At 70.9% G+C, this 19,508-nt stretch carries 18 protein-coding genes; 9 read left to right on the plus strand and 9 right to left on the minus strand.

All coding sequences use genetic code 11. The features are described 5' to 3' along the window. Nucleotides 1–4 precede the first annotated feature (4 nt). Both ACZ418_RS05985 and ACZ418_RS05990 read left to right on the plus strand, forming a co-directional pair. Nucleotides 5–4,261 (plus strand): nSTAND1 domain-containing NTPase, encoded by a 4,257-nt coding sequence (locus ACZ418_RS05985; protein ID WP_468357553.1) that lies wholly within the window; start codon nt 5–7, stop codon nt 4,259–4,261. 189 nt (nt 4,262–4,450) lie between these two features. After that, entirely contained in the window at nt 4,451–5,995 is a 1,545-nt protein-coding gene (locus tag ACZ418_RS05990) for an ABC transporter substrate-binding protein (protein WP_468357556.1), read from the plus strand. Here ACZ418_RS05990 and ACZ418_RS05995 read toward each other — a convergent pair whose 3' ends face one another. From ACZ418_RS05995 to ACZ418_RS06035, 9 genes are all read right to left on the minus strand, one after another. Continuing rightward, nucleotides 5,996–6,742 (minus strand): TetR/AcrR family transcriptional regulator, encoded by a 747-nt coding sequence (locus ACZ418_RS05995; RefSeq protein ID WP_468357559.1) that lies wholly within the window; start codon nt 6,740–6,742, stop codon nt 5,996–5,998. A 33-nt stretch (nt 6,743–6,775) separates the two neighbouring features. Then, nucleotides 6,776–7,285 (minus strand): thiol-disulfide oxidoreductase DCC family protein, encoded by a 510-nt coding sequence (locus ACZ418_RS06000; protein ID WP_468357562.1) that lies wholly within the window; start codon nt 7,283–7,285, stop codon nt 6,776–6,778. Nucleotides 7,286–7,290: 5 nt separating this feature from the next. Continuing rightward, nucleotides 7,291–7,698: a hypothetical protein gene (locus ACZ418_RS06005; RefSeq protein WP_468357565.1), complete on the minus strand. Its 408-nt coding sequence runs from the start codon at nt 7,696–7,698 to the stop codon at nt 7,291–7,293. An 84-nt stretch (nt 7,699–7,782) separates the two neighbouring features. Beyond that, complete coding sequence (locus tag ACZ418_RS06010) at nt 7,783–8,193, minus strand: VOC family protein (protein ID WP_468357568.1); 411 nt, start codon at nt 8,191–8,193, stop codon at nt 7,783–7,785. A 103-nt stretch (nt 8,194–8,296) separates the two neighbouring features. Further along, nucleotides 8,297–9,076, minus strand: coding sequence for a succinate dehydrogenase iron-sulfur subunit (locus ACZ418_RS06015; RefSeq protein ID WP_388759175.1), 780 nt, complete (start codon nt 9,074–9,076; stop codon nt 8,297–8,299). After that, nucleotides 9,076–10,830 (minus strand): succinate dehydrogenase flavoprotein subunit, encoded by a 1,755-nt coding sequence (sdhA, locus tag ACZ418_RS06020; protein WP_468357572.1) that lies wholly within the window; start codon nt 10,828–10,830, stop codon nt 9,076–9,078. Before sdhA ends, ACZ418_RS06015 begins: the two co-directional genes overlap by 1 nt. A 19-nt stretch (nt 10,831–10,849) precedes the next feature. After that, nucleotides 10,850–11,332, minus strand: coding sequence for a succinate dehydrogenase hydrophobic membrane anchor subunit (locus ACZ418_RS06025; RefSeq protein ID WP_388619917.1), 483 nt, complete (start codon nt 11,330–11,332; stop codon nt 10,850–10,852). A gap of 5 nt (nt 11,333–11,337) precedes the next feature. Next, a complete protein-coding gene (gene sdhC, locus ACZ418_RS06030; RefSeq protein ID WP_076087831.1) occupies nt 11,338–11,718 on the minus strand; it encodes a succinate dehydrogenase, cytochrome b556 subunit in 381 nt (126 codons plus the stop codon). 192 nt (nt 11,719–11,910) lie between these two features. Then, entirely contained in the window at nt 11,911–12,459 is a 549-nt protein-coding gene (locus ACZ418_RS06035; protein ID WP_468357576.1) for a 2-oxo-4-hydroxy-4-carboxy-5-ureidoimidazoline decarboxylase, read from the minus strand. A 154-nt stretch (nt 12,460–12,613) separates the two neighbouring features. On the opposite strand from ACZ418_RS06035, the gene ACZ418_RS06040 reads away from it, so the two are divergent. The 7 genes from ACZ418_RS06040 to ACZ418_RS06070 all read left to right on the plus strand — a co-directional run bounded on the left by ACZ418_RS06040 (nt 12,614) and on the right by ACZ418_RS06070 (nt 19,206). After that, the gene (locus ACZ418_RS06040; protein WP_468357579.1) at nt 12,614–14,275 is read left to right on the plus strand and encodes a beta-N-acetylhexosaminidase; all 1,662 of its coding nucleotides are present in this window, start codon (nt 12,614–12,616) and stop codon (nt 14,273–14,275) included. 93 nt (nt 14,276–14,368) lie between these two features. After that, entirely contained in the window at nt 14,369–14,923 is a 555-nt protein-coding gene (locus ACZ418_RS06045; protein ID WP_468357582.1) for a hypothetical protein, read from the plus strand. A 134-nt stretch (nt 14,924–15,057) separates the two neighbouring features. Further along, nucleotides 15,058–15,456, plus strand: a complete 399-nt coding sequence (locus ACZ418_RS06050; RefSeq protein ID WP_468357585.1) for a hypothetical protein — start codon at nt 15,058–15,060, stop codon at nt 15,454–15,456. 164 nt (nt 15,457–15,620) lie between these two features. Beyond that, nucleotides 15,621–16,217 (plus strand): RNA polymerase sigma factor, encoded by a 597-nt coding sequence (locus tag ACZ418_RS06055; RefSeq protein ID WP_468357588.1) that lies wholly within the window; start codon nt 15,621–15,623, stop codon nt 16,215–16,217. A gap of 150 nt (nt 16,218–16,367) precedes the next feature. Next, nucleotides 16,368–17,141 (plus strand): hypothetical protein, encoded by a 774-nt coding sequence (locus ACZ418_RS06060; protein WP_468357591.1) that lies wholly within the window; start codon nt 16,368–16,370, stop codon nt 17,139–17,141. A 281-nt stretch (nt 17,142–17,422) separates the two neighbouring features. After that, a complete protein-coding gene (locus tag ACZ418_RS06065) occupies nt 17,423–18,085 on the plus strand; it encodes an RNA polymerase sigma factor (protein ID WP_468357594.1) in 663 nt (220 codons plus the stop codon). Beyond that, a complete protein-coding gene (locus ACZ418_RS06070; RefSeq protein ID WP_468357597.1) occupies nt 18,085–19,206 on the plus strand; it encodes a hypothetical protein in 1,122 nt (373 codons plus the stop codon). Before ACZ418_RS06065 ends, ACZ418_RS06070 begins: the two co-directional genes overlap by 1 nt. Nucleotides 19,207–19,508 lie beyond the last annotated feature (302 nt).

Here is a 19,508-nt window from a genome sequence, read left to right on the forward strand (position 1 = left end):
GCCTGTGACTGCCGCCGACCCGGCTCCACCCGACATCGGGAGCGAAGAACGTCCCGGAGGACCTGCCGGCGTCGCCCAGATCCTCGACGACCACGGCCGGGTCACCGGAGCCGGCTTTCTGATCGCCGACGATGTGCTCGTCACTTGCGCGCACGTGGTGCGGGCCGCCGGCTGCGGTCCCGGCGACAGCCTCCAGACGGCATTCCCGCATGTGCCCGGCGCCCCTCGGCTCCGGGGCATGGTGCTCACCGGGCCCTGGCGGGACCCGCAGGCGCAGGACATCGCCGTCGTGCGGCTGGATGCTCCGATCGGCGTGCGGGTTCCGGCGCTCGGGTCCGCGGCGCACTGCCGAGGTCACGGCGTACGGGCCTTCGGCTTCCCTGCTCAGTCTCCACCGGGCGGGCATTTCGGCTACGGCGTTGCCGGTGATCTTCTGCCGGACACCGCGGGCGTGGGACGCGTTCTGCAACTGACCGATGCCAACGACCTGGCGACGGGGTTCAGCGGCAGCCCGCTGCTGGACGAAGTAACGGGTCGGGTGATCGGTATGGTCACCGCCATCTCTCCTCCCGACGCCCACCTCAAGGGCCTGGACATCGCCTATGCCACGCCCGCTGAGGTGCTGCGTGAGGCATGGCCCGAGCTCGCAGTGGCGGATGCGTCCCCCTACCGGGAGCTCAAGCCGTTCACTCAGGACGACGCCCATTGGTTCTACGGCCGTGAGGCCGCCGTCGAGCAGGTGATCACCGCGCTGGCCGAGCAGCGGCGGGTGCTCTTCCTGCTCGGGCCCTCCGGAGCCGGCAAGTCCTCCCTGATCCAGGCCGGTGTCCTGCCGGCGCTCGCTCAGGGCCGGCTGCCCGACAGCGATCGCTGGTTACGGGTGGTCACTCGCCCAGGGGGCAACCTGCTGGCCGAGTTGGAGCGGGCCGGACTGCCCGGCGCCGCTACCGACGGCATCGCGGAGGCGGTCGAGCGGAGGCTGGGCGCCGAGTCCGGACGCGGCCGGCTCCTGCTGATCGTCGACCAGTTCGAAGAACTGCTGTCCCAGCCCACCGTCCGTCAGCCACCGAGCGCCGGGCCGCTCGGCGTGCTGGACCAGATGAAGGCGGCGCTCGACGCGCCCGTCCAACTGAGTCTGCTGCTGGTGATGCGGGACGACTTCTACCCGCGCCTGGCGGCCCTCGCCCCGGAGCTCCTGGAAGCTGCGGGCTCAGGAGTGCTCAATGTGCACCCCTCATTGAGCCCGCAGGACCTGCACGCCATCATCACCCGACCGGCTCAGGCGGCGGGAGCGCGTTTTGAACACGGCCTGCCCGAGCGGATCGCGACCGACGTCCTGGCTGCCGACCCCGTCGGAGCCGCGGCCCGCAGGGCGCCCGTGACCCTGCTGGCGCCCCTTGAGCTGGCCCTCAGTCAGCTCTGGGAACGCCGCCGGGACGGCTGGCTGACCCATGACGCTTACCAGCGCATCGGCGAGGTCACCGGTAGCCTCGCCACCTGGTGCAACACTGCCCTCGACCAACTTTCGGCGGACGAGCGGCCGGTGGCCCAGCGCATCCTGACGGCCCTGGTGCGGCCGGCCGACGAAGCCCATCACATCCCCGCCGCTCGCCAGCAAGTACCCCTGGCGGTACTGCGAGAGCTGGCAGCCGACATACCGGGCTCCGGCACGGCCGACCGGCCGACCGACAACATGGTCGACGGGGTCCTGGCCCGGCTGACCGCGTACCGGATCATCACCACCGGCACAACGCGTGTGCTGGGTGAGTCCGGCAGTGCCCGCGACCAACCGGTGGCCGAACTCATCCACGACGCGCTGATCCGTGACTGGGCCCAGCTGCGCGAGTGGGTGGCCGCCGACCACCGATTCCACGACTGGCTGCGCCGGGTTGGTGAGCGATGTGCCCGTTGGGCCCACAGCGAGCACACCGGGGACCTGCTGGACGGCACCGATCTACGGGAGGGGCTGGACTGGGCCGGTCAACGCCGGCTTCCCCGCGACATCGACGAATTCGTCAAGGCCAGCCAGGACTGGAGAGAGGCGGAGCTACGCCGCGAAGCACAAAGAAACAGGGTGCTCCGCATCACCTCCCTCGTCCTGGCTGTGCTCTTTGCCATGACTGCAGTGCTGGCCTTCACGGCCTACCGCCAGCGCCAGGCTGCCGTCACCGCCCAGCGCGCCGCCGAGTCGAGGCAGCTCGCCGCACAGTCCGCAGCGCTGATCGGCACGGACCCCGACCTGGCCGCACTGCTGGCCGTCCACTCCTACCGGACCAGCCCCACGGACGAGGCCGTAACCAGCGTCTACGCCGCCGCGGCACTTCCCCTCAAGCACCGTCTCACCGGGCACACGGGCAACGTCAGGGCCGTAGCCTTCAGCCCCGACGGGCGCACCCTGGCCACCGGTGGCGACGACCACACGCTACGGCTCTGGGATGCCGCGACCGGCGGCCTCAAAGCCATCCTGAGCCAAGGCAGTACCTCGGTCATGGCGGCGGCCTTCAGCCCCGACGGGCGCACCCTGGCCACCGGCGGCGACGACCACAAGGTACGTCTGTGGGACGTGCCGACGCAGACGGTCCGAGCCACCTTGACCGGCCACAAGGACATCGTGTCGTCGCTGGCCTTCAGCAGCGACGGCCGAACTCTGGCCACCGGGAGCTACGACCGCACCGTGAAGCTCTGGGATCCGCGGACGGCCAGGATCCGGGCGACCCTGGACCACCACATGGACTCCGTCACCACGGTGGCCTTCAGCCCCGACGGCCAGACCCTGGCGGTCGGCGGAGGGAACAAGGTCGACAACAGCGGCAACAACCAGACACTGCAGATGTGGAAGGTGGCCACGAGGAAGCTCACCGCCACCGATCAGCCGGGCGGCGTCGCATCCGTGGCCTTCAGCCCGGACGGGCGCACCCTGGCCACCGGATGCGATGACGCCACCGTGCGCTTGTGGGACGCGGCCACGGGGAAGGCCCGGGCCACTCTCGCCGGGCAGGTCAGCGCAGTGTCGTCGGTGGCGTTCAGCCGGAACGGCACCCTGGCGACCGGCAGCGATGACGCAGTGGTACGGCTGTGGGACACCACAGCGGGAAGGGTGGAACGCACGCTGCTGGGACACACCGACGAAGTGGGCACTCTGGCCTTCAGTCCCGACGGGCGCACCCTGGCCACCGGAAGCAAGGACCACACAGCACGCCTCTGGGACGTGGCCAAGGGAACAGCCACGGCGCTGGGCGGACATACCGGCCTTGTCTCGTCAGCGGCGTTCGACCAGGAGGGGCGCACCCTGGCCACCGGAAGCTACGACCGGACAGTGAAGCTGTGGGATCCGAAGACGAGCGGGATCCGGGCGACTTACGCGGTCCACTCGTCGGTGAACGCACTGGCGTTCAGCCCGGACGGATACACCCTGGCCACCGGCAGCGACGATGCGAAGGTGCGGCTGTGGAACACGGACACGGGCAGGCTCCGCATCGTCCTCCCCGGCCACACCAACGGCGTCACCTCCGTCAACGGAGTCACGTCGGTGGCGTTCAGCCCGGACGGGCGCACACTCGCCACCGGCAACGGCGACCAGACCGCACAGTTGTGGGATGTGACCACCGGGAAGGAAAGAGCCCTCTTGCGGCACGGTGGCAACGACGACATCTACGACGGGGTGAACAGGGTGGCGTTCAGCCCGGACGGGCGCACCCTGGCCACCGTCGGCAGCCAGGACCACACGGTGCGGTTGTGGGACGTGACCACCGGGCAGGTCCGGGCAACCCTGGCAGGCCGTACCAAAGGAGACGGCGCATTGGCGTTCAGCCCGGACGGGCGCACCCTGGCCACCGTCGGCAGCCAGGATTCCACGGTGCGGTTGTGGGACGCGAGCAGCGGCCACATCCGGGCCACCCTGATCGGCCACACCAACGGGGTGACAGCGGTGGCCTTCAGCCGGGACGGGCGCACGCTGGCCACGGGGAGCAACGACCGGACCGTGCGACTGTGGGACGTCGCCACCGGTCGGGTCCGGTCCACCCTCGACCAGAGCGACCCCGCCGCGGCCATAGCGTTCAGCCCCGACGGCCGCAGGCTGGCCACGGGAGGCTTCGGCGGCACACTGCAGGTGTGGGATCTCGACCTGCCGGACGTGCCTCGGGCGATTGCTCGCATCTGCCAGGCTGTCCACCGGGATCTGACCAAGCAGGAACAGACTGCCTACGTTCCTGGCCGGTCCAACGGCTCTGGATGCCCGGAACCGCTCCCACTGCTGTGAAGACACTGTGAAACCCCGGGGAAACAACGCCTCGGTAAGTTCTTTCCCCATCTGGTCAGAAAGCCCTTCCCCCAGGCGAAACCCGTGTGATTAGGTGAGCCGCGCCACTAGGGGAGTGGCGAAATCGTGCTGGCCAGGGGTAGGGCCTTGAAGGGGCCTGGGGAGGGCACCACCATGCGATCTGTTCGCATGCGCGTTCTCGTGACACTGCTTGTGCTCGCGGTCGCGGGAATCGGCGGCTGGCAGCTACTGCCGTCGCAGGACAACAAGAACAAGACCATCTCGGTCGGTACGACGGACGCCGTCACGGACCTGGACCCGGCGGGCGCCTACGACGCCGGTTCCTGGGCCCTGTTCAGCAATGTCTTCCAGTCGCTGCTGACGTTCGAGCCGGGCGGCGTCGAGCCGGTCCCGGACGCGGCGAGGAGCTGCGCCTTCGAGGGCAGCGGTCTGCGGACGTACCAGTGCACGCTCCGCCCCGGGATCACCTTCCCGAGCGGACGCGCGATGACGGCCGAGGACGTGAAGTACTCGTTCGACCGGGTCAAGAAGATCAACTCCGATGTCGGCCCGTCGTCGCTGTTCTCGACGCTCGCCTCGGTGACCGCCGACAGCGCGACGACCGTCACCTTCCATCTGTCGTCCGCGGACGCCACCTGGCCGCTGAAGGTCGCCACCGGCGCCGGGGCGATCGTGGACAAGGACAAGTACCCGGCCGACTCGCTGCGCTCCGGCACCGCCGTCGACGGCACCGGCCCGTACACGCTGTCGTCGTACACCAAGGACCAGAAGGCCGTACTCCAGCCGAACAGCCGCTACAAGGGCTACCTCACCGGCTCCGGCCGCCCGATCGAGCTGCGTTACTACGCCGACTCCGCGAAGCTCGACAGCGCCTGGAAGGCGGGGCAGGTCGACGTCGCCACCCGGGAGCTGCCGCCGGGCGTGCTCTCCGCGCTGAACCCGAGCGACCCCAACACGCGGGTCACCGAGTCCGACAGCGCCGAGACCCGCAACCTGTACCTCAACACGCGCGCCAACTCGCCCTTGCACGACGTGCGGGTGCGCCGCGCGATGGCCTGGCTGGTCAACCGCGAACAGCTCGCCTCGACGGTCTACGAGGGCACGGTCGACCCGCTGTACTCGCTGATCCCGACCGGCATCACCGGCCACACCACGTCGTTCTTCGACGACTACCCGGCGCAGAGCGTGCAGAAGGCGCGGGCGCTGCTCACCGAGGCCGGGGTGTCCCTGCCCGTCCGGTTCACCTTCGGCTACGGAAGGAACCGGGGCTCGGGCGAGCAGGAGGCCGCGGCGCTGAAGCAGCAGCTGGAGGCCGGCGGCCTGTTCAAGGTGGACGTCCAGGGGTACGAGTGGACCGACTTCCAGAAGCGCTGGGCCACCGGGAAGATGGACGCGTGGGCGGTCGGCTGGGTGCCCGACTATCCCGACCCGGACACCTTCGGCGCCGCGCTCGTCGGCACCGGCTCCACGATGAGCACCGGGTACAGCAACAAGCTGGTCGACCATCTCATCCTGGACAGCCAGCAGTACGCCGACCGCAGCCGGGCCGCGAGCGACTTCAAGGACATCCAGGCGGACGTCGCCCAGGACGTCCCGCTGATCCCGCTGTGGCAGCGCAAGGAGTACGTGGTCAGCACCGAGGACGTGGGCGGCAGCCAGTATCTGGACGACGGCACGGGCGTCTTCCGCCTGTGGCGGCTGAACTGGATCTGATCAGCTCTCGCTGCTCCTCCTGGTCCCGGGATCCGGCAGCGCCCGGGTCATCCCGGGCAGGAAGTCCGTGAACAGCTCATGGACCTCCAGGACCAGGGGGCGCAGCACGCGGAAGCGGGCGAGCGCCACCCCGCGGGCGGTCAGCCGGGCGCCGCGCCGGGCCAGCCGGTAACTGCGCTCGCGCCCTTCCGTCCGGTCGAAGACCCAGTACAGGACCAGCCCCATCTGGGAGAGCCACATCAACTCCGGGAGCACGTCCCGCAGTTCGGGCGCGACCTTGGACTTCGACCCGGCCAGCACCTCGCGGTGGACGGCGATGGCCTGCTCGCGGGCGTGCTCGCTCTCCGGGGAGAAGGGGCTGAGCGGACTGTCGGGGTCGGCGGCGTTCTTGAAGAACTGCACGGCGAACTCGTGGTAGGGCCGGGCGATGTCGAGCCAGACGGTCAGCACGCCCGCGAGCCGTGCCTCCAGGTCGGTCTCCCGCTCCAGCACCTCGCGGACCGCCGCCTGGTGCTCGGCGGCGATCCGGTCGTAGAAGCCCTGGATCAGGTGTTCCTTGCCCTCGAAGTAGTAGTAGGCGTTGCCGACGGAGACCCCGGCCTCCTTGGCGATGGCCCGCATGGTGGTCTTGTCGTACCCGCGCTCCTGGAACAACCGCATCGCGGTCTCCAGGATCAGCGCGCGGGTCTGCTCGGACTTGCTGCTGGGGGAGTCGGCCGTCTCGGGGCCGTCGTTCTTCGCGGGCACGGTAGAAGAGCCTAACGAGTACGACCGAAGGGCCTAACCGGTGGCGCCGGCTCCGCCGGAGCAGGTGGGCGGCTCGAAGCTCCAGCCCATGCCCTGACGGTAGACCCACCCGTCCTGCCGCCGGTAGGCCGTCCCGCCCCAGTTCCATCCGGGGTCGCGCCGCTGCGCGACCCGCCACTTCGCCGCCGCCAGCACCGCGCCGCGGGCGAGCCGGGCGCCGGACGGGGTGCTCAGCCGGTGGGCGAGGGGCCGGTGTTCGCGCAGGGCCCACAGGACGACGATCCAGGCGCGGGAGCCCCGGTAGACCTGGCCGGAGTCGCCGACGACGGTGACCTCGTCGAGCGTGGCCGCATGGTCGAGCCCGGGGAAGCGGGCCCGGGCCCGGTCCGAGCCGGCCGGCACCAGCTCCAGCGGCACCAGCTGCGGCTGCCGGGTGAGCCAGTCCCGCAGATGGGTGCACAGCCCGCACTCGGCGTCGTACAGGACGGTGAGCCGGCGGACCGGGACGCCCCCCGTGACGCCCCGGTCCTCAGTGGTGGTCATGGCGGTCACGCCCCGGCCGCCGGGGCGATCCACTCCTGCGGGTCGACCGGCGGCCGCTCCTCGCGCTCCATGATCCCGCGCCGGCGGATCCGGCCCAGCACGTACACGTTGCCGAGGTGCATCACGCCGAGCACCAGCAGGACCACGCCCAGCTTGGTCGACAGGGCCTCGAAGATGCCGCGGGTGTCCTCGATCGTCTCGTCCCCGTTCAGGTACAGCGCCACGAAGCCGAGGTTGACCAGGTAGAAGCCGACGACCAGGAGGTGGTTGACGGCGTCCGCGAGCTTCTCGTTGCCGCGCAGTACGTCGGCCAGGAAGATCCGGCCGTTGCGGCTGAGCGTGCGGGCCACCCAGATGGTCAGCGCGATGCTGACGACCAGGTAGATGACGTAGGCGATGACCGTGCGGTCCATGCCCCCATCCCTTCTTGAACGCGTTCAAAACGCTGACAGGCATGACTGTAGCCCGGTTTTTGAACATGTTCAACTCGATCGCGCTCAGCCTCTGCGCCCCAGCTCCGGGCGTTTGGTGTAGTCCGTGAACCCGAGGACGTTGCCCCAGGGGTCGGCGATCTCCACGGTCCAGCCGGTGGCCGCCGGGAGCACCTCGTCCAGCGGTGCGATACCGGCGGCGGCCAACTCCCGCGCCGCCGCTCGTGCGTCCGGCACCTCCAGCCAGATGCGCGGTGCGGGCCAGGGCGGCGGCCGGTGTCCCAGCGCCTCCTCGGCGCACAGCAGGATTCCGGGTGTCTCCTTGCCGACCTTCAGCAGGGCGATCCCGCCCTCGTCGAACCGGAACTCGACACGGAACCCGGCCCGCTCGTAGAACCCGACGGCCTCGCCGAGGTCGCCGACGGGGAGCAGCACGTTGTCGAAACCGAGCAGTTCGTACGACTCATCGTCTGACATGTCGTCACATTAGAACCGTCGAGCGCTGAAACCCGACAAAAACGCCCGAGGGCCCTGCTTCCGAATGCTCGGAAGCAGGGCCCTGGGGGAGGTGCCGGGACGGTCAGTAGCGACGCGTGATCAGCGCGCGCTTCACTTCCTGGATCGCCTTGGTGACCTCGATACCGCGCGGGCAGGCGTCCGTGCAGTTGAAGGTCGTACGGCAACGCCACACGCCGTCACGGTCGTTCAGGATCTCCAGGCGCTGCTCGCCCGCCTCGTCACGGCTGTCGAAGATGAAGCGGTGGGCGTTCACGATCGCGGCCGGACCGAAGTACTGGCCGTCGTTCCAGAACACCGGGCAGGACGACGTGCACGCGGCGCACAGGATGCACTTGGTGGTGTCGTCGAAGCGCTCGCGGTCCTCGGCCGACTGCAGCCGCTCACGGGTCGGCTCGTTCGTGTCCTTGGTGACCAGGAACGGCATGACGTCCCGGTACGCCTGGAAGAACGGCTCCATGTCGACGACCAGGTCCTTCAGGACCGTCAGGCCCTTGATGGGCTCGATCGTGATCGGCTTCTCGGGGTTGATGTCCTTGATCAGCGTCTTGCAGGCAAGGCGGTTCTTGCCGTTGATCCGCATCGCGTCCGAGCCGCAGATGCCGTGCGCGCACGAGCGGCGGAAGGTGAGGGTGCCGTCGAGGTCCCACTTGATCTTGTGGAGGCCGTCGAGGACACGCTCCTTCGGGTCGATCTCCAGCTGGAAGTCTTCCCAGGCGGCCTCCGCCGAGACCTCCGGGTTGAACCGGCGGACCCGGAAGGTGACCGTGATGTAGGGGGAGTCGGCGAAACCGGGCTCGGGCTTGCCGGCCGCCTCTTCCTTGTCCAGAACAGGGGTAGCCATCAGTACTTACGCTCCATCGGCTGGTAGCGGGTCTGGACGACCGGCTTGTAGTCGAGACGGACGGTTTCCGAGCCGTCGGCGCCGACCTCGCGGTACGCCATGGTGTGACGCATGAAGTTGACGTCGTCGCGGTTCGGGTAGTCCTCGCGGTAGTGACCGCCGCGGGACTCCTTGCGGGCCAGCGCCGAGACGGCCATGACCTCGGCCAGGTCCAGCAGGTTGCCCAGCTCGATGGCCTCCAGCAGGTCGGTGTTGAACCGCTTGCCCTTGTCCTGGATCGCCACGTTCTTGTAGCGCTCGCGCAGCTCGGCGATCTTCTCGACCGCCGTCTTGATCGTCTGCTCGGTGCGGAACACCATGACGTTGGCGTCCATGGTCTCCTGCAGCTCACGACGGAGCGTGGCCACCCGCTCGTTGCCGGTGGAGCCCCGCAGCCGCTCGATCTGCTCGACGACGAAGGACTCCGGGTTCTCCGGCAGCTCGACGTAGTCCGTCGTGTGGGCGTACTCGGCGGCGGCGATGCCCGCGCGGCGGCCGAAGACGTTGATGTCCAGCAGCGAGTTGGTGCCGAGGCGGTTGGCGCCGTGCACGGAGACACAGGCGACCTCGCCGGCCGCGTACAGACCCGGCACGACGGTGGTGTTGTCCGCCAGGACCTCACCCTCGACGTTCGTCGGGATGCCGCCCATCGCGTAGTGCGCGGTCGGCTGGATCGGGATCGGGTCCGTGTACGGCTCGATACCGAGGTAGGTCCGCGCGAACTCGGTGATGTCCGGCAGCTTGGCGTCCAGCTGCTCCGGCGGCAGGTGCGTCAGGTCGAGGTAGACGTGGTCGCCCTCGGGACCACAGCCGCGGCCCTCACGGATCTCCGTGTAGATGGAGCGGGACACGACGTCACGGGACGCCAGGTCCTTCATGACGGGAGCGTACTTCTCCATGAAGCGCTCGCCGTCCTTGTTGCGCAGGATGCCGCCCTCACCGCGGGCACCCTCGGTGAGGAGGATGCCCATGCGCCAGATGCCGGTCGGGTGGAACTGGAAGAACTCCATGTCCTCCAGCGGCAGCCCCCGGCGGTAGACGGCGGCCTGGCCGTCACCGGTGAGGGTGTGCGCGTTGGAGGTCACCTTGAAGAACTTGCCGCAGCCGCCGGAGGCGTAGATGACGGCCTTCGCCTGGAAGACGTGGATCTCACCGGTCGCCAGCTCGTAGGCGACGACACCGGCGGACTTCTTGACGCCGTCGACCTCGGTGATCAGCTGGTCCAGGACGTAGAACTCGTTGAAGAACTCCACGCCCTCCTTGACGCAGTTCTGGTACAGCGTCTGGAGGATCATGTGGCCGGTGCGGTCCGCGGCGTAGCAGGACCGGCGGACCGGCGCCTCGCCGTGGTTGCGGGAGTGACCGCCGAAGCGGCGCTGGTCGATGGTGCCGTTCGGGGTCCGGTTGAACGGCAGGCCCATCTTCTCCAGGTCGAGGACGGCGTCGATGGCCTCCTTCGCCAGGATCTCGGCGGCGTCCTGGTCGACCAGGTAGTCACCGCCCTTGACCGTGTCGAAGGTGTGCCACTCCCAGTTGTCCTCCTCCACGTTGGCGAGCGCGGCGGCCATACCGCCCTGCGCGGCGCCCGTGTGGGAGCGGGTGGGGTAGAGCTTGGTCAGCACGGCGGTGCGGCTGCGCTTCGTCGCCTCGATGGCGGCGCGCATGCCCGCGCCACCGGCGCCGACGATGACGGTGTCGTACTTGTGGATCTTCATGATTCTCGCAGCCCCGTGCCTAGCGGATGTTCGGGTCGAAGGTGAAGATCACCAGCGTGCCCAGCAGGATGGTCCACACCGTGGCGGTGTACAGCAGGGCCTTCAGCCACATGCGGGACGCAGGCCGCTCGGCGTAGTCGTTGATGACCGTGCGCAGGCCGTTGGCGCCGTGCAGCATCGCGAGCCACAGCATCAGCAGGTCCCAGACCTGCCACCAGGGGGAGGCCCAGCGGCCGGCCACGAAGGCGAAGCCGATCTTGGAGACACCGCCGTCCAGCACGAGCTGGATCAGCAGGTGGCCGAGGACCAGGACGACCAGCACGATGCCGGACAGGCGCATGAACAGCCAGGCCGCCAGCTCGAAGTTGCCCCGGGTCGACTTCGGGGACTTCTTGGTGCGCTTGCGCGGCGCCTCGATCAGCGGGGCCGGGTTGTCAACGGTGTAGACGGGGGCGCCCTCGACGGGGCCGACGCCGGACGCGGTGGTTTCAGTCGTGGACATCGGCGTCAGCTCCCAAAGAGAACGCGGGCGGCGTGGCCGAGGACCGGGTAGATCGCACCGGCCATCAGGACGACCCAGACACCCATCACGGTCCAGAACATCTGCTTCTGGTAGCGCGGGCCCTTCGACCAGAAGTCGACGGCGATGACACGCAGGCCGTTGAGCGCGTGGAAGAGGATGGCGGCGACGAGGCCGTACTCCAGCAGCGCGACGATCGGCGTCTTGTACGTGGCTACGACCTTGTCGTAGTCCTCGGGGGAGACACGCACGAGAGCGGTGTCCAGCACGTGAACGAACAGGAAGAAGAAAATGAGGACGCCGGTGACTCGGTGAGCCACCCAGGACCACATTCCTTCCCGGCCGCGGTACAGCGTTCCAGCCGGCACGGAAGTCCCTCCGGGAGCGGGGATTGGGGCCGCGCCGGCTTCGGTGTCGGGCGGGCCCGGCCGGGTACGGTCCACCGGCCCCCAGCATCGTAGCCATGCGCTGCGCTGTGCTTTACGGGGGGCCTACCTTGTGTGATCAAAATGGCACCGGATGGGTTAGGGGCCGCGCGGCTACTGGGGTGGAGTGTCCTGTTATTTGCCGGGTGCGGGTGCGCTGTGGCTGGTCGCGCAGTTCCCCGCGCCCCTGAGTAGGGACAGGAGCCGTCCTCTTGCTACGCGCCGAAGTTCGTCTGCCGCTATTACGCGTTCTTCCTCGGGATCGTTTGCCAATCGTGATCGGATCGCCTCGAGGGTGCGGTCGAGGGCCTCGGCCGGTGGGACATCACCCAGATGGATGACGAACGCGTGCCCGAACCTGGCCTCGTACGCCGCCTGTGCCGCACTCAGGGCCGTGTGGGCCGCGGAGTACGTGTCCTCAGGTAGCTCGGGGAGGCACTCTCCGGCCAACGCCTCCGCCATATCGCTCGCCGACAGGTCGTACGCCGCCTCGTCCGCCGCGGCCAGGAGGGAGTCCAGGTCGGGGTAGGGGCGGTGGTCCGCGACCCGGTGGGACCAGCGCAGGCTGTGCAGGCAGTGCAGCAGGAGGGCGCGTGCCTCGTCGGCGGGTGCCGCGTTGAAGGCGTCGAGGGGCTTGGGGAGAGAGGGGAGACGGTGGGCGGGCAGCGTGGGTCCTCGCGTCACATGTGGCGTGGCAGGGGATGCTGTGAAAGGTGTGTCGTCAGGTTATCGAGAGTGGTCACTGTGTGTCCGCGAGGCTCCTGAAAATCACCCGAACGGAAGAGTTTCGGAACGCCTCGATGACGAACGAAGTGTGCATCGGTCGTACGTTGGCACAGTGACCCAGCACAGGCGCCGTGCTCCGGCGCAGCAGGTGATACGGAAGCGGGCGGTGGTGGCCGCCGCGGTCGTCGGGACCGTCGCGCTCGGCACGGGGGTCGGCGTGTGGGCGTCGTCGAGCGGGGGCGGCGGGACGCGGCAAGGGGGTGCGCGGCAGTCGTCGTCCGGCCGGGTGGCCGGCAGCGCTTCCAGCGGCGCGGCCACGCCGTCGGCGAGTCCGACGCCCAGCCGGTCCTATCCGCTGTCCCAGGCGCCGCGCACGATTCCCGCCGTGCGTTCCCACACCCCGGCGCGCGGCCCCGGCTGGAAGCCGCAGAAGGCGGACCGGGTGGTGATCAGCGACGGGGAGCTGGCCGACGAGGGGCGGCTGATCGCCGGGGAGCTGGGGCTGACCTACGCCGGGGAGAAGGACGACGTGCGGGCGGGGGACGTCCGGCTGGCGCTCGGCGGCGGGGGCGGGAACCAGGAGTCGTACACCATGACCGTCCGCGCGGGGCGGGTCGACATCAGCGGGCCCGGCGAGGCCGGCGTCTTCTACGGCACCCGGACCCTCAAACAGGAGGTCCACGGCGGCGGTACGGCCCCGGAGGGGGTCGTGCGGGACGAGCCGGCCAAAGCGGTGCGCGGGTTCAACCTGGACATCGCGCGCAAGCCGTTCTCCGAGTCCTGGATCGAGGACCGGGTCCGGGAGCTGGGGGACCTGAAGTTCAACGAGCTGGGGCTGCACTTCTCCGACGACCAGGCGTTCCGGATCGAGTCCAGCACCCACCCCGAGATCGTCTCCACGGACCATCTGACCAAGGCGCAGGTCAAGCGGATCGTGGACCTGGCGGACAGCCGGCACATCACCGTCGTGCCCGAGATCGACTCGCCCGGGCATCTGGGCGCCGTCCTCGCCGCCCACCCCGACCTCCAGCTGCGCAACGCGAGCGGAGTCGCCACCAAGGGCGCGATCGACATCTCCAAGCCCGCCTCCGCGAAGCTCGTGGACGATCTGCTGAACGAGTACGCGGGGCTGTTCACCGGCAACCAGTGGCACCTCGGCGGGGACGAGTACCAGGCGCTGACCGTGAAGAGCCCGCAGACCTCCTATCCGCAGCTCGCGTCCGCCGCCCGGCAGAAGTACGGCTCCAGCGGCACGGTCGCCGACCTCGCCACCGGCTGGCTGAACGACCGCGCCGGCACCGTCCGCGCGCACGGCAGGACCATGCGGGCCTGGAACGACGGCTTCTACCGCGGTACGTCCGTGCAGGCGGCCGGGGATCTGCAGGCCGCCTACTGGACCGGCAAGGAGATCGGTGCCCGGCCGCCGGCGGAGTACCTGAGCGCGGGCCGGAAGGTCATCAACTACAACGACGAGTTCCTCTATTACGTCCTCGGCCAGCCGCAGACCTTCGTCTATCCGACCGGACAGCGGATCTACGAGCAGTGGAACCCGCGGGTGCTGCGCGGCACGACGGCCGTACCGGCGAGCTACGACGGCCAGATCCTCGGCGGGTCGTTCGCGGTCTGGGGCGACTTCCCGAACGCGCAGACCGAGGCCCAGGTCGCGGCCGGCATCCGACTGCCCCTGCGGGCCACCGTGCAGAAGCTGTGGGACCCGGGCAGGCCGCAGCTGTCGTGGGCGCAGTTCCGGCAACTTTCGGCCAGGCTGGGCTGAACCGACTCCCCTGTGACACGCGGAGCGCTTGTCACGCAGTAAAGGGAAGTGCGGGCTCCGTAACGGTCGGCGCCCCGGCGAGGGAGACATTTCATGAGCCTGGTGGAACGGATCGCACAGGCCGACGAACGCGGACTGGCCGCCAGCGGACTGGCTTGTTTGGATCGGTGCCTGCCGCTGCTCGGCGCCGACGACGAGCTGCTGCGGCCCCTGTGGGCGAGCCTTGCCGACGGCTCCGACTGGGGCGCGAGCCTGGAGAAGGCGCGGGGGACGCTCGGCGCCGGGCAGCCGGACGACGAGGCCGCGCTGCTCGTCCGGCGCATGCTGGACGCGGCTCCGGCCGAGCGCACCGCCGACGCGGTACGGCCCTGGGCCGACGCCTGCTCGGTCGCCTCCCTGCGCATCCACCGACTGCTGGACCCGGCGGCGGACGGTACGCCCGCCGCCGAGGGACTCGACGCCGGGCGGGCGGGGGACACGGCGGATCTGCCTCCGCTGGTCGCGGCGGAGCTGCGGCGGCAGACGGCGGTGCTGGACGTTCTGGCCGAGCACGGTCCGCAGGGCCTGCGGCGCGCGCTGGACCTGTCGATCGAGGGACGGCGGGTCCTGCGCGCGGTGGTGTCACGGCGGGCGCGCAGCGGGGCATGACAGGCACGGTCAAACCCCCGCGTGTGCATGGGGCCTGTGGCAGTAGTGCGGTGGACGTGGGGTAGTCCTGCGACGGTTGGCGAAACGTTCCCCATCGCGGTGACGGTTGCGCGGCCCGCGTCGCTCTTCCCTATGTGACAGCCCAACTGACAGCACAGCAGGAGACCAGGCCACAGGCCGCGGCGAAGCCCGTGCGGTGGGCCGCGGACACCGTGGCGACCATGCGCGAGGGCGCCCGGGTGTGGCTCGACTACTCGGCGCAGAGCCTGTGGCGGGTGGACCGGATGATCGAGGAGATCCGGCGCGAGGGACCGCCGTACGCCGCGGTCGAGAGCGTGCTGCGCGGCTTCGGTGCCTACGCCGGTGAGGTGATCGTCCGGCAGAGCGGCGCCGAGTGGTGGACGACCGGCGGCGACCACTGGGTGCGCACCCCCGACGGCCGGCTCTGGGACCCCATCGACGAGGCCCGGCAGGTCTACGACGGCAACGGCTCGCTGCGCCTGCTCTGCCGGGACGCGACCGGCTCCCGCTGACCGGGCGGAGGTGTCACGGCGTCAGGTCCGGGCCCAGGGGCTGTGACAAATCTGTGAGCCTCGGCGCTGATCACCGTGGGACATGGCGCACGTGCGGCCGTGTCGCACGCGGATTCGGTGCGCGCGGGCACGGGCCCCGGGCTGGGTACGGACGAGGACGGTTCTTGGGCCAGGGAGGGGAACCCCGGCGCCCGCAGCCGCGGGACGGGGAGCTGGGTGCGGCCGTCGCGCGGGCCCAGGACGGCGACGAGACCGCCTTCGCGGTGGCCTACCGGATCGTGCAGCCCGCACTGCTCGGCTATCTGCGGGGCCTGGTCGGTGATCCGGACGCCGAGGACGTGGCATCCGAGGCCTGGCTGGAGATCGCCCGCGACCTGGGCCGGTTCAAGGGCGACGGCGCCGGCTTCCGAGGCTGGACCGCGACCATCGCCCGGCACCGCGCGCTGGACCATCTGCGCCGCCGGCGGGTACGGCCCCAGGCCGCGCCGCTGGAACAGGACGCGCTGGAGCTGCCCGGCCGGCTCGACACCCACGACCAGGCCCTGGAGTCGCTGTCCACCGCACGGGCGCTGGAGCTGGTGCACAGCCTGCCGCGCGACCAGGCCGAGGCCGTGCTGCTCCGGGTGGTCGTCGGTCTCGACGGCCCCGCCGCCGCACGCGTCCTCGGCAAGCGCCCCGGCGCCGTCCGCACGGCCGCGCACCGCGGGCTGAAACGCCTTGCCAGGCAGCTGGGCGTGCAGGACGCGGCGGACCAGGTGTGACGGACGGCGGCACCCGGACGCTGGGTGAGTCGAAATGAACGGCGCCGACCGAGAGCCGTATGGATACGGGAGCGCCGACGGTTCCGGAGCCGGTACGAGGCCCGGGAGGGCGGCGTGTCTCCGGCACACCGGACGAGGACGGGAACGGACATGGGTGAACGGCACAGCGGCGACGGTCCCTTCGGTCGCCGGCGTGCGCACCCCGGCGGCACCCTTTCCGCACCGGACCACGCCTGCGGGGACCAGGCCGACAGCGACCGCGCGGACTTTGGATTCGAGGCGCGGCTCGGCGCCGTCCTGCGCGCGGGCGGTGTTGACGCCGAGGCCGAGCGCCGGGCCGTGGCCGCCTTCCGCGCCGCCCGCGCGACGCAGGCCCGTACCCGCAGCCGGCGCCGGGACGACTGGCGGCCCGCCGCGCCGAGGCGTGCGCGGATGTCGCTGAAGGCCACGCTCTCGGTGGCGCTCGCGAGCCTCACGCTCGGCGGTGTCGCCTTCGCGGCGATCGACGCCGCCCGCTCCGGCGGCCACACCGGCACCTCGCGGCCGGCCCACCCGGCGACGGGCATCCCGAACCGGCCGTCCGCTCCCGGCACGTCCACCGGGACCGCGGGCCCGGGGTCCGGCGCCCGGTCCGCGCGCCCGCATCATCCGGCCACCGCCCGGGACACCGTGGCGCACTGCCGTACCTACGAGCGGGCCGGGAACCGGGGCGGCGCCCTGGACTCGACCGCCTGGCAGCGGCTCGTCAAGGCGTCGGGGGGCGAGCAGAAGGTCGCGGCCTACTGCGCCGCCCAAGTGGCGGCCGCCCAGGGGAAGAAAACCGACAACAGTGGCAAGTCCCCCGAGAAGGGGCAAGTTGCCAGCACTGGCAACAGCGTCGGAAATGGCGGCAATTCGGACCGCAAGGCCCCGGGGAAGAAGTAATCCTCGTCACCTCGGCGTACCGCGAAAGGCGAACGGCCGGGGCCGCCACCCCCCACAGGAGAGGCCCCGGCCGTCGCGCGGTCGGGCCGCGTACGGCCCGTACCCTCTACAGCGCCGTGCGTGCTGTTTCTGTCACACCCGGCCACCGCCGACCCTCACCCTGCGCACATCCGCACCCGGTCACGAGTTAGTTGCATCTTCTACGGACATGGACGGGGAGCGGTTTGACGCCGTAACGTGCCTTTCGCGCCGACCGGGAACCAGGGCGTAAAGGGAGTGCGGTGCTGGGGGACGACGCGGAGCTGACCGCCGCGGTGCGTGCGGCACAGGACGGAGACGAGACCGGGTTCCGTACGGTGTACCGCGCCGTGCATCCACGGCTGCTCGGATACGTACGCACGCTGGTCGGTGATCCGGACGCCGAGGACGTGGCATCCGAGGCCTGGCTGCAGATCGCCCGCGACCTCGACCGGTTCAGCGGAGACGCCGACCGCTTCCGCGGCTGGGCCGCCCGGATCGCCCGCAACCGCGCCCTGGACCACATACGCATGCGCGGCCGCCGCCCCGCCATAGGCGGCGACGAGACGGAACTGACCGGCCGGGCCGCCGAGTCCGACACGGCCGGCGAGGCCATCGAGGCCCTGACCACCGACAGCACCCTCTCCCTCATCGCACGGCTCCCGCAGGATCAGGCCGAGGCGGTCGTCCTGCGCGTCGTGGTCGGCCTCGACGCCAAGAGCGCCGCCGAGACCCTCGGCAAACGCGCCGGTGCCGTACGCACCGCGGCGCACCGCGGCCTGAAGCGGCTCGCCGAGCTGCTCGGCGAGGATCCGGAATCGGCGGGCGTGCTCGACGCTCTCCCGCCCCAGCGAGAACCGCGCGGTCGCGCGGTGTCGTCCGCAACTGTGACGGATACGCGTACGCGGACGCAGAAGGACATGTGATGGCCGACGAGCAGTACAAGTGGCTGGACCGTGAGACAGCGGAACGCCTGCTGCGCGGCGAGTCACTTCAAGCCGTCGACGCCTCAGCCCGTGACCAGGCCGAACGCCTCTCCCGGGCGCTCGGCGCGCTGACCTCGCAGACGAACCCCGCCACCGGCGAACTCCCCGGTGAGCAGGCCGCGCTGGCCGCGTTCCGCGAGGCCCGCGAGGCCGCCGGCACCGAACGGACCGGCGCCGGCCGTATCGACGGCGCCGCCGGACCGGCCGTGCCCGGTGCCGACGCGGGCCTGGTCCGCATCGGCGCCCCGGCCCGTACCGGAATCCCCCTCCGCCGCCCCCGTTGGGCCCGCCCGGTGCGGCTGGCGCTGGCCGCGGTGGTGACCGTGGGCGCGGTCGGCGGGGTTGCCGTGGCCGCCGGGACCGGGGTGCTGCCCACGCCGTTCGGGCCCGAGCGCCCCGGGCCGGGCACCTCCGTCTCCGCCGGCCCGAACTCCGGGACGCCGCAAGCCTCGGTCCCGCAGGGCAGCCCCGGTGCGACGGCGGGGACCGGCGTGCCGAGCGGCAGCGCGGGTGCGCACCGCGGTGGCGCCTCCGGCGAGGCCGTGGGACCGGACGACCGCAAGGACAAGAGCACCAAGGGCACCGGCGACTCCTCCGGCACGCCCGGCAGCCGGTGGAAGGACGCGGCCTCGGCCTGCCGGGACATCCGGGACGGCAAGGAACTGACCGCCGGCCGCCGGCGGGCCCTGGAGAACCTGGCGGGCGGCAGCGCCCGGGTGAGCCGGTACTGCAAGGTCGTCCTGGCCACCGCCGGCTCGGCCGACGGCGCGACGGGCGGCGGCAAGGGCGACGAGAACGGCAACAAGGGCAAGGGCAGCGGAAACGGCCAGGGCGGCGACGAGGAAGGCAACCCCGGCCAGGGCGGCGACGGTCACCCCGGCGAGGGCGGCAGCCACGGCGAGGGCAACGGCCACGGCGGGGGCAAGGACGACGGCGGCGGCAGGGGCCGGCACGGCGACGCCGCCGCGCCTGCTCCCACGGCCTTCGCGCCGACCCACCCCGCCCGGACGACCGGCACCGCACCGGGCCCGGCGCCGAGCCCGACGTACCACACGCTCTGACCCGGCGGACCGCCGGCGAGGCCCACCCCCCTCCACCCCCTCCACCCCCCTCCATCCCCTCTGACCTGCGGTTTCGTGGGCTGCGAAAAATTCTTCGCGCGGGGTGTGACGTTTTCGGAGCCCGGTACGCAGTACTGAGTGAGCCGACTGGTCATCGGCCGTCGCACTGAGCCGGGGTTCCCCCCGTACCCACGGCTCGTGCACCTGGCGGGGGGGGGGGGGGGGGGCCCCCCCCCCCCCCCCCCCCCCCCCCCCCCCCCCCCCCCTCTCCCCCCCCCCCTTTGCCCCCCCCCCCCCCAGAG

The organism is Streptomyces sp. NPDC030820, from assembly GCF_055572075.1.

Bases quoted from the DNA above. Each gene is read 5' to 3' on its own strand.
- ACZ418_RS06060 (WP_468357591.1), top strand. From the start codon at position 16,368: ATGGGTGAACGGCACAGCGGCGACGGTCCCTTCGGTCGCCGGCGTGCG.
- ACZ418_RS06000 (WP_468357562.1), bottom strand. From the start codon at position 7,285: ATGACCACCACTGAGGACCGGGGCGTCACGGGGGGCGTCCCGGTCCGC.
- ACZ418_RS06010 (WP_468357568.1), bottom strand. From the start codon at position 8,193: ATGTCAGACGATGAGTCGTACGAACTGCTCGGTTTCGACAACGTGCTG.
- ACZ418_RS05990 (WP_468357556.1), top strand. From the start codon at position 4,451: ATGCGCGTTCTCGTGACACTGCTTGTGCTCGCGGTCGCGGGAATCGGC.
- sdhA (WP_468357572.1), bottom strand. From the start codon at position 10,830: ATGAAGATCCACAAGTACGACACCGTCATCGTCGGCGCCGGTGGCGCG.
- ACZ418_RS06045 (WP_468357582.1), top strand. From the start codon at position 14,369: ATGAGCCTGGTGGAACGGATCGCACAGGCCGACGAACGCGGACTGGCC.
- ACZ418_RS06005 (WP_468357565.1), bottom strand. From the start codon at position 7,698: ATGGACCGCACGGTCATCGCCTACGTCATCTACCTGGTCGTCAGCATC.
- ACZ418_RS06015 (WP_388759175.1), bottom strand. From the start codon at position 9,076: ATGGCTACCCCTGTTCTGGACAAGGAAGAGGCGGCCGGCAAGCCCGAG.
- ACZ418_RS06025 (WP_388619917.1), bottom strand. From the start codon at position 11,332: ATGTCCACGACTGAAACCACCGCGTCCGGCGTCGGCCCCGTCGAGGGC.
- ACZ418_RS06070 (WP_468357597.1), top strand. From the start codon at position 18,085: ATGGCCGACGAGCAGTACAAGTGGCTGGACCGTGAGACAGCGGAACGC.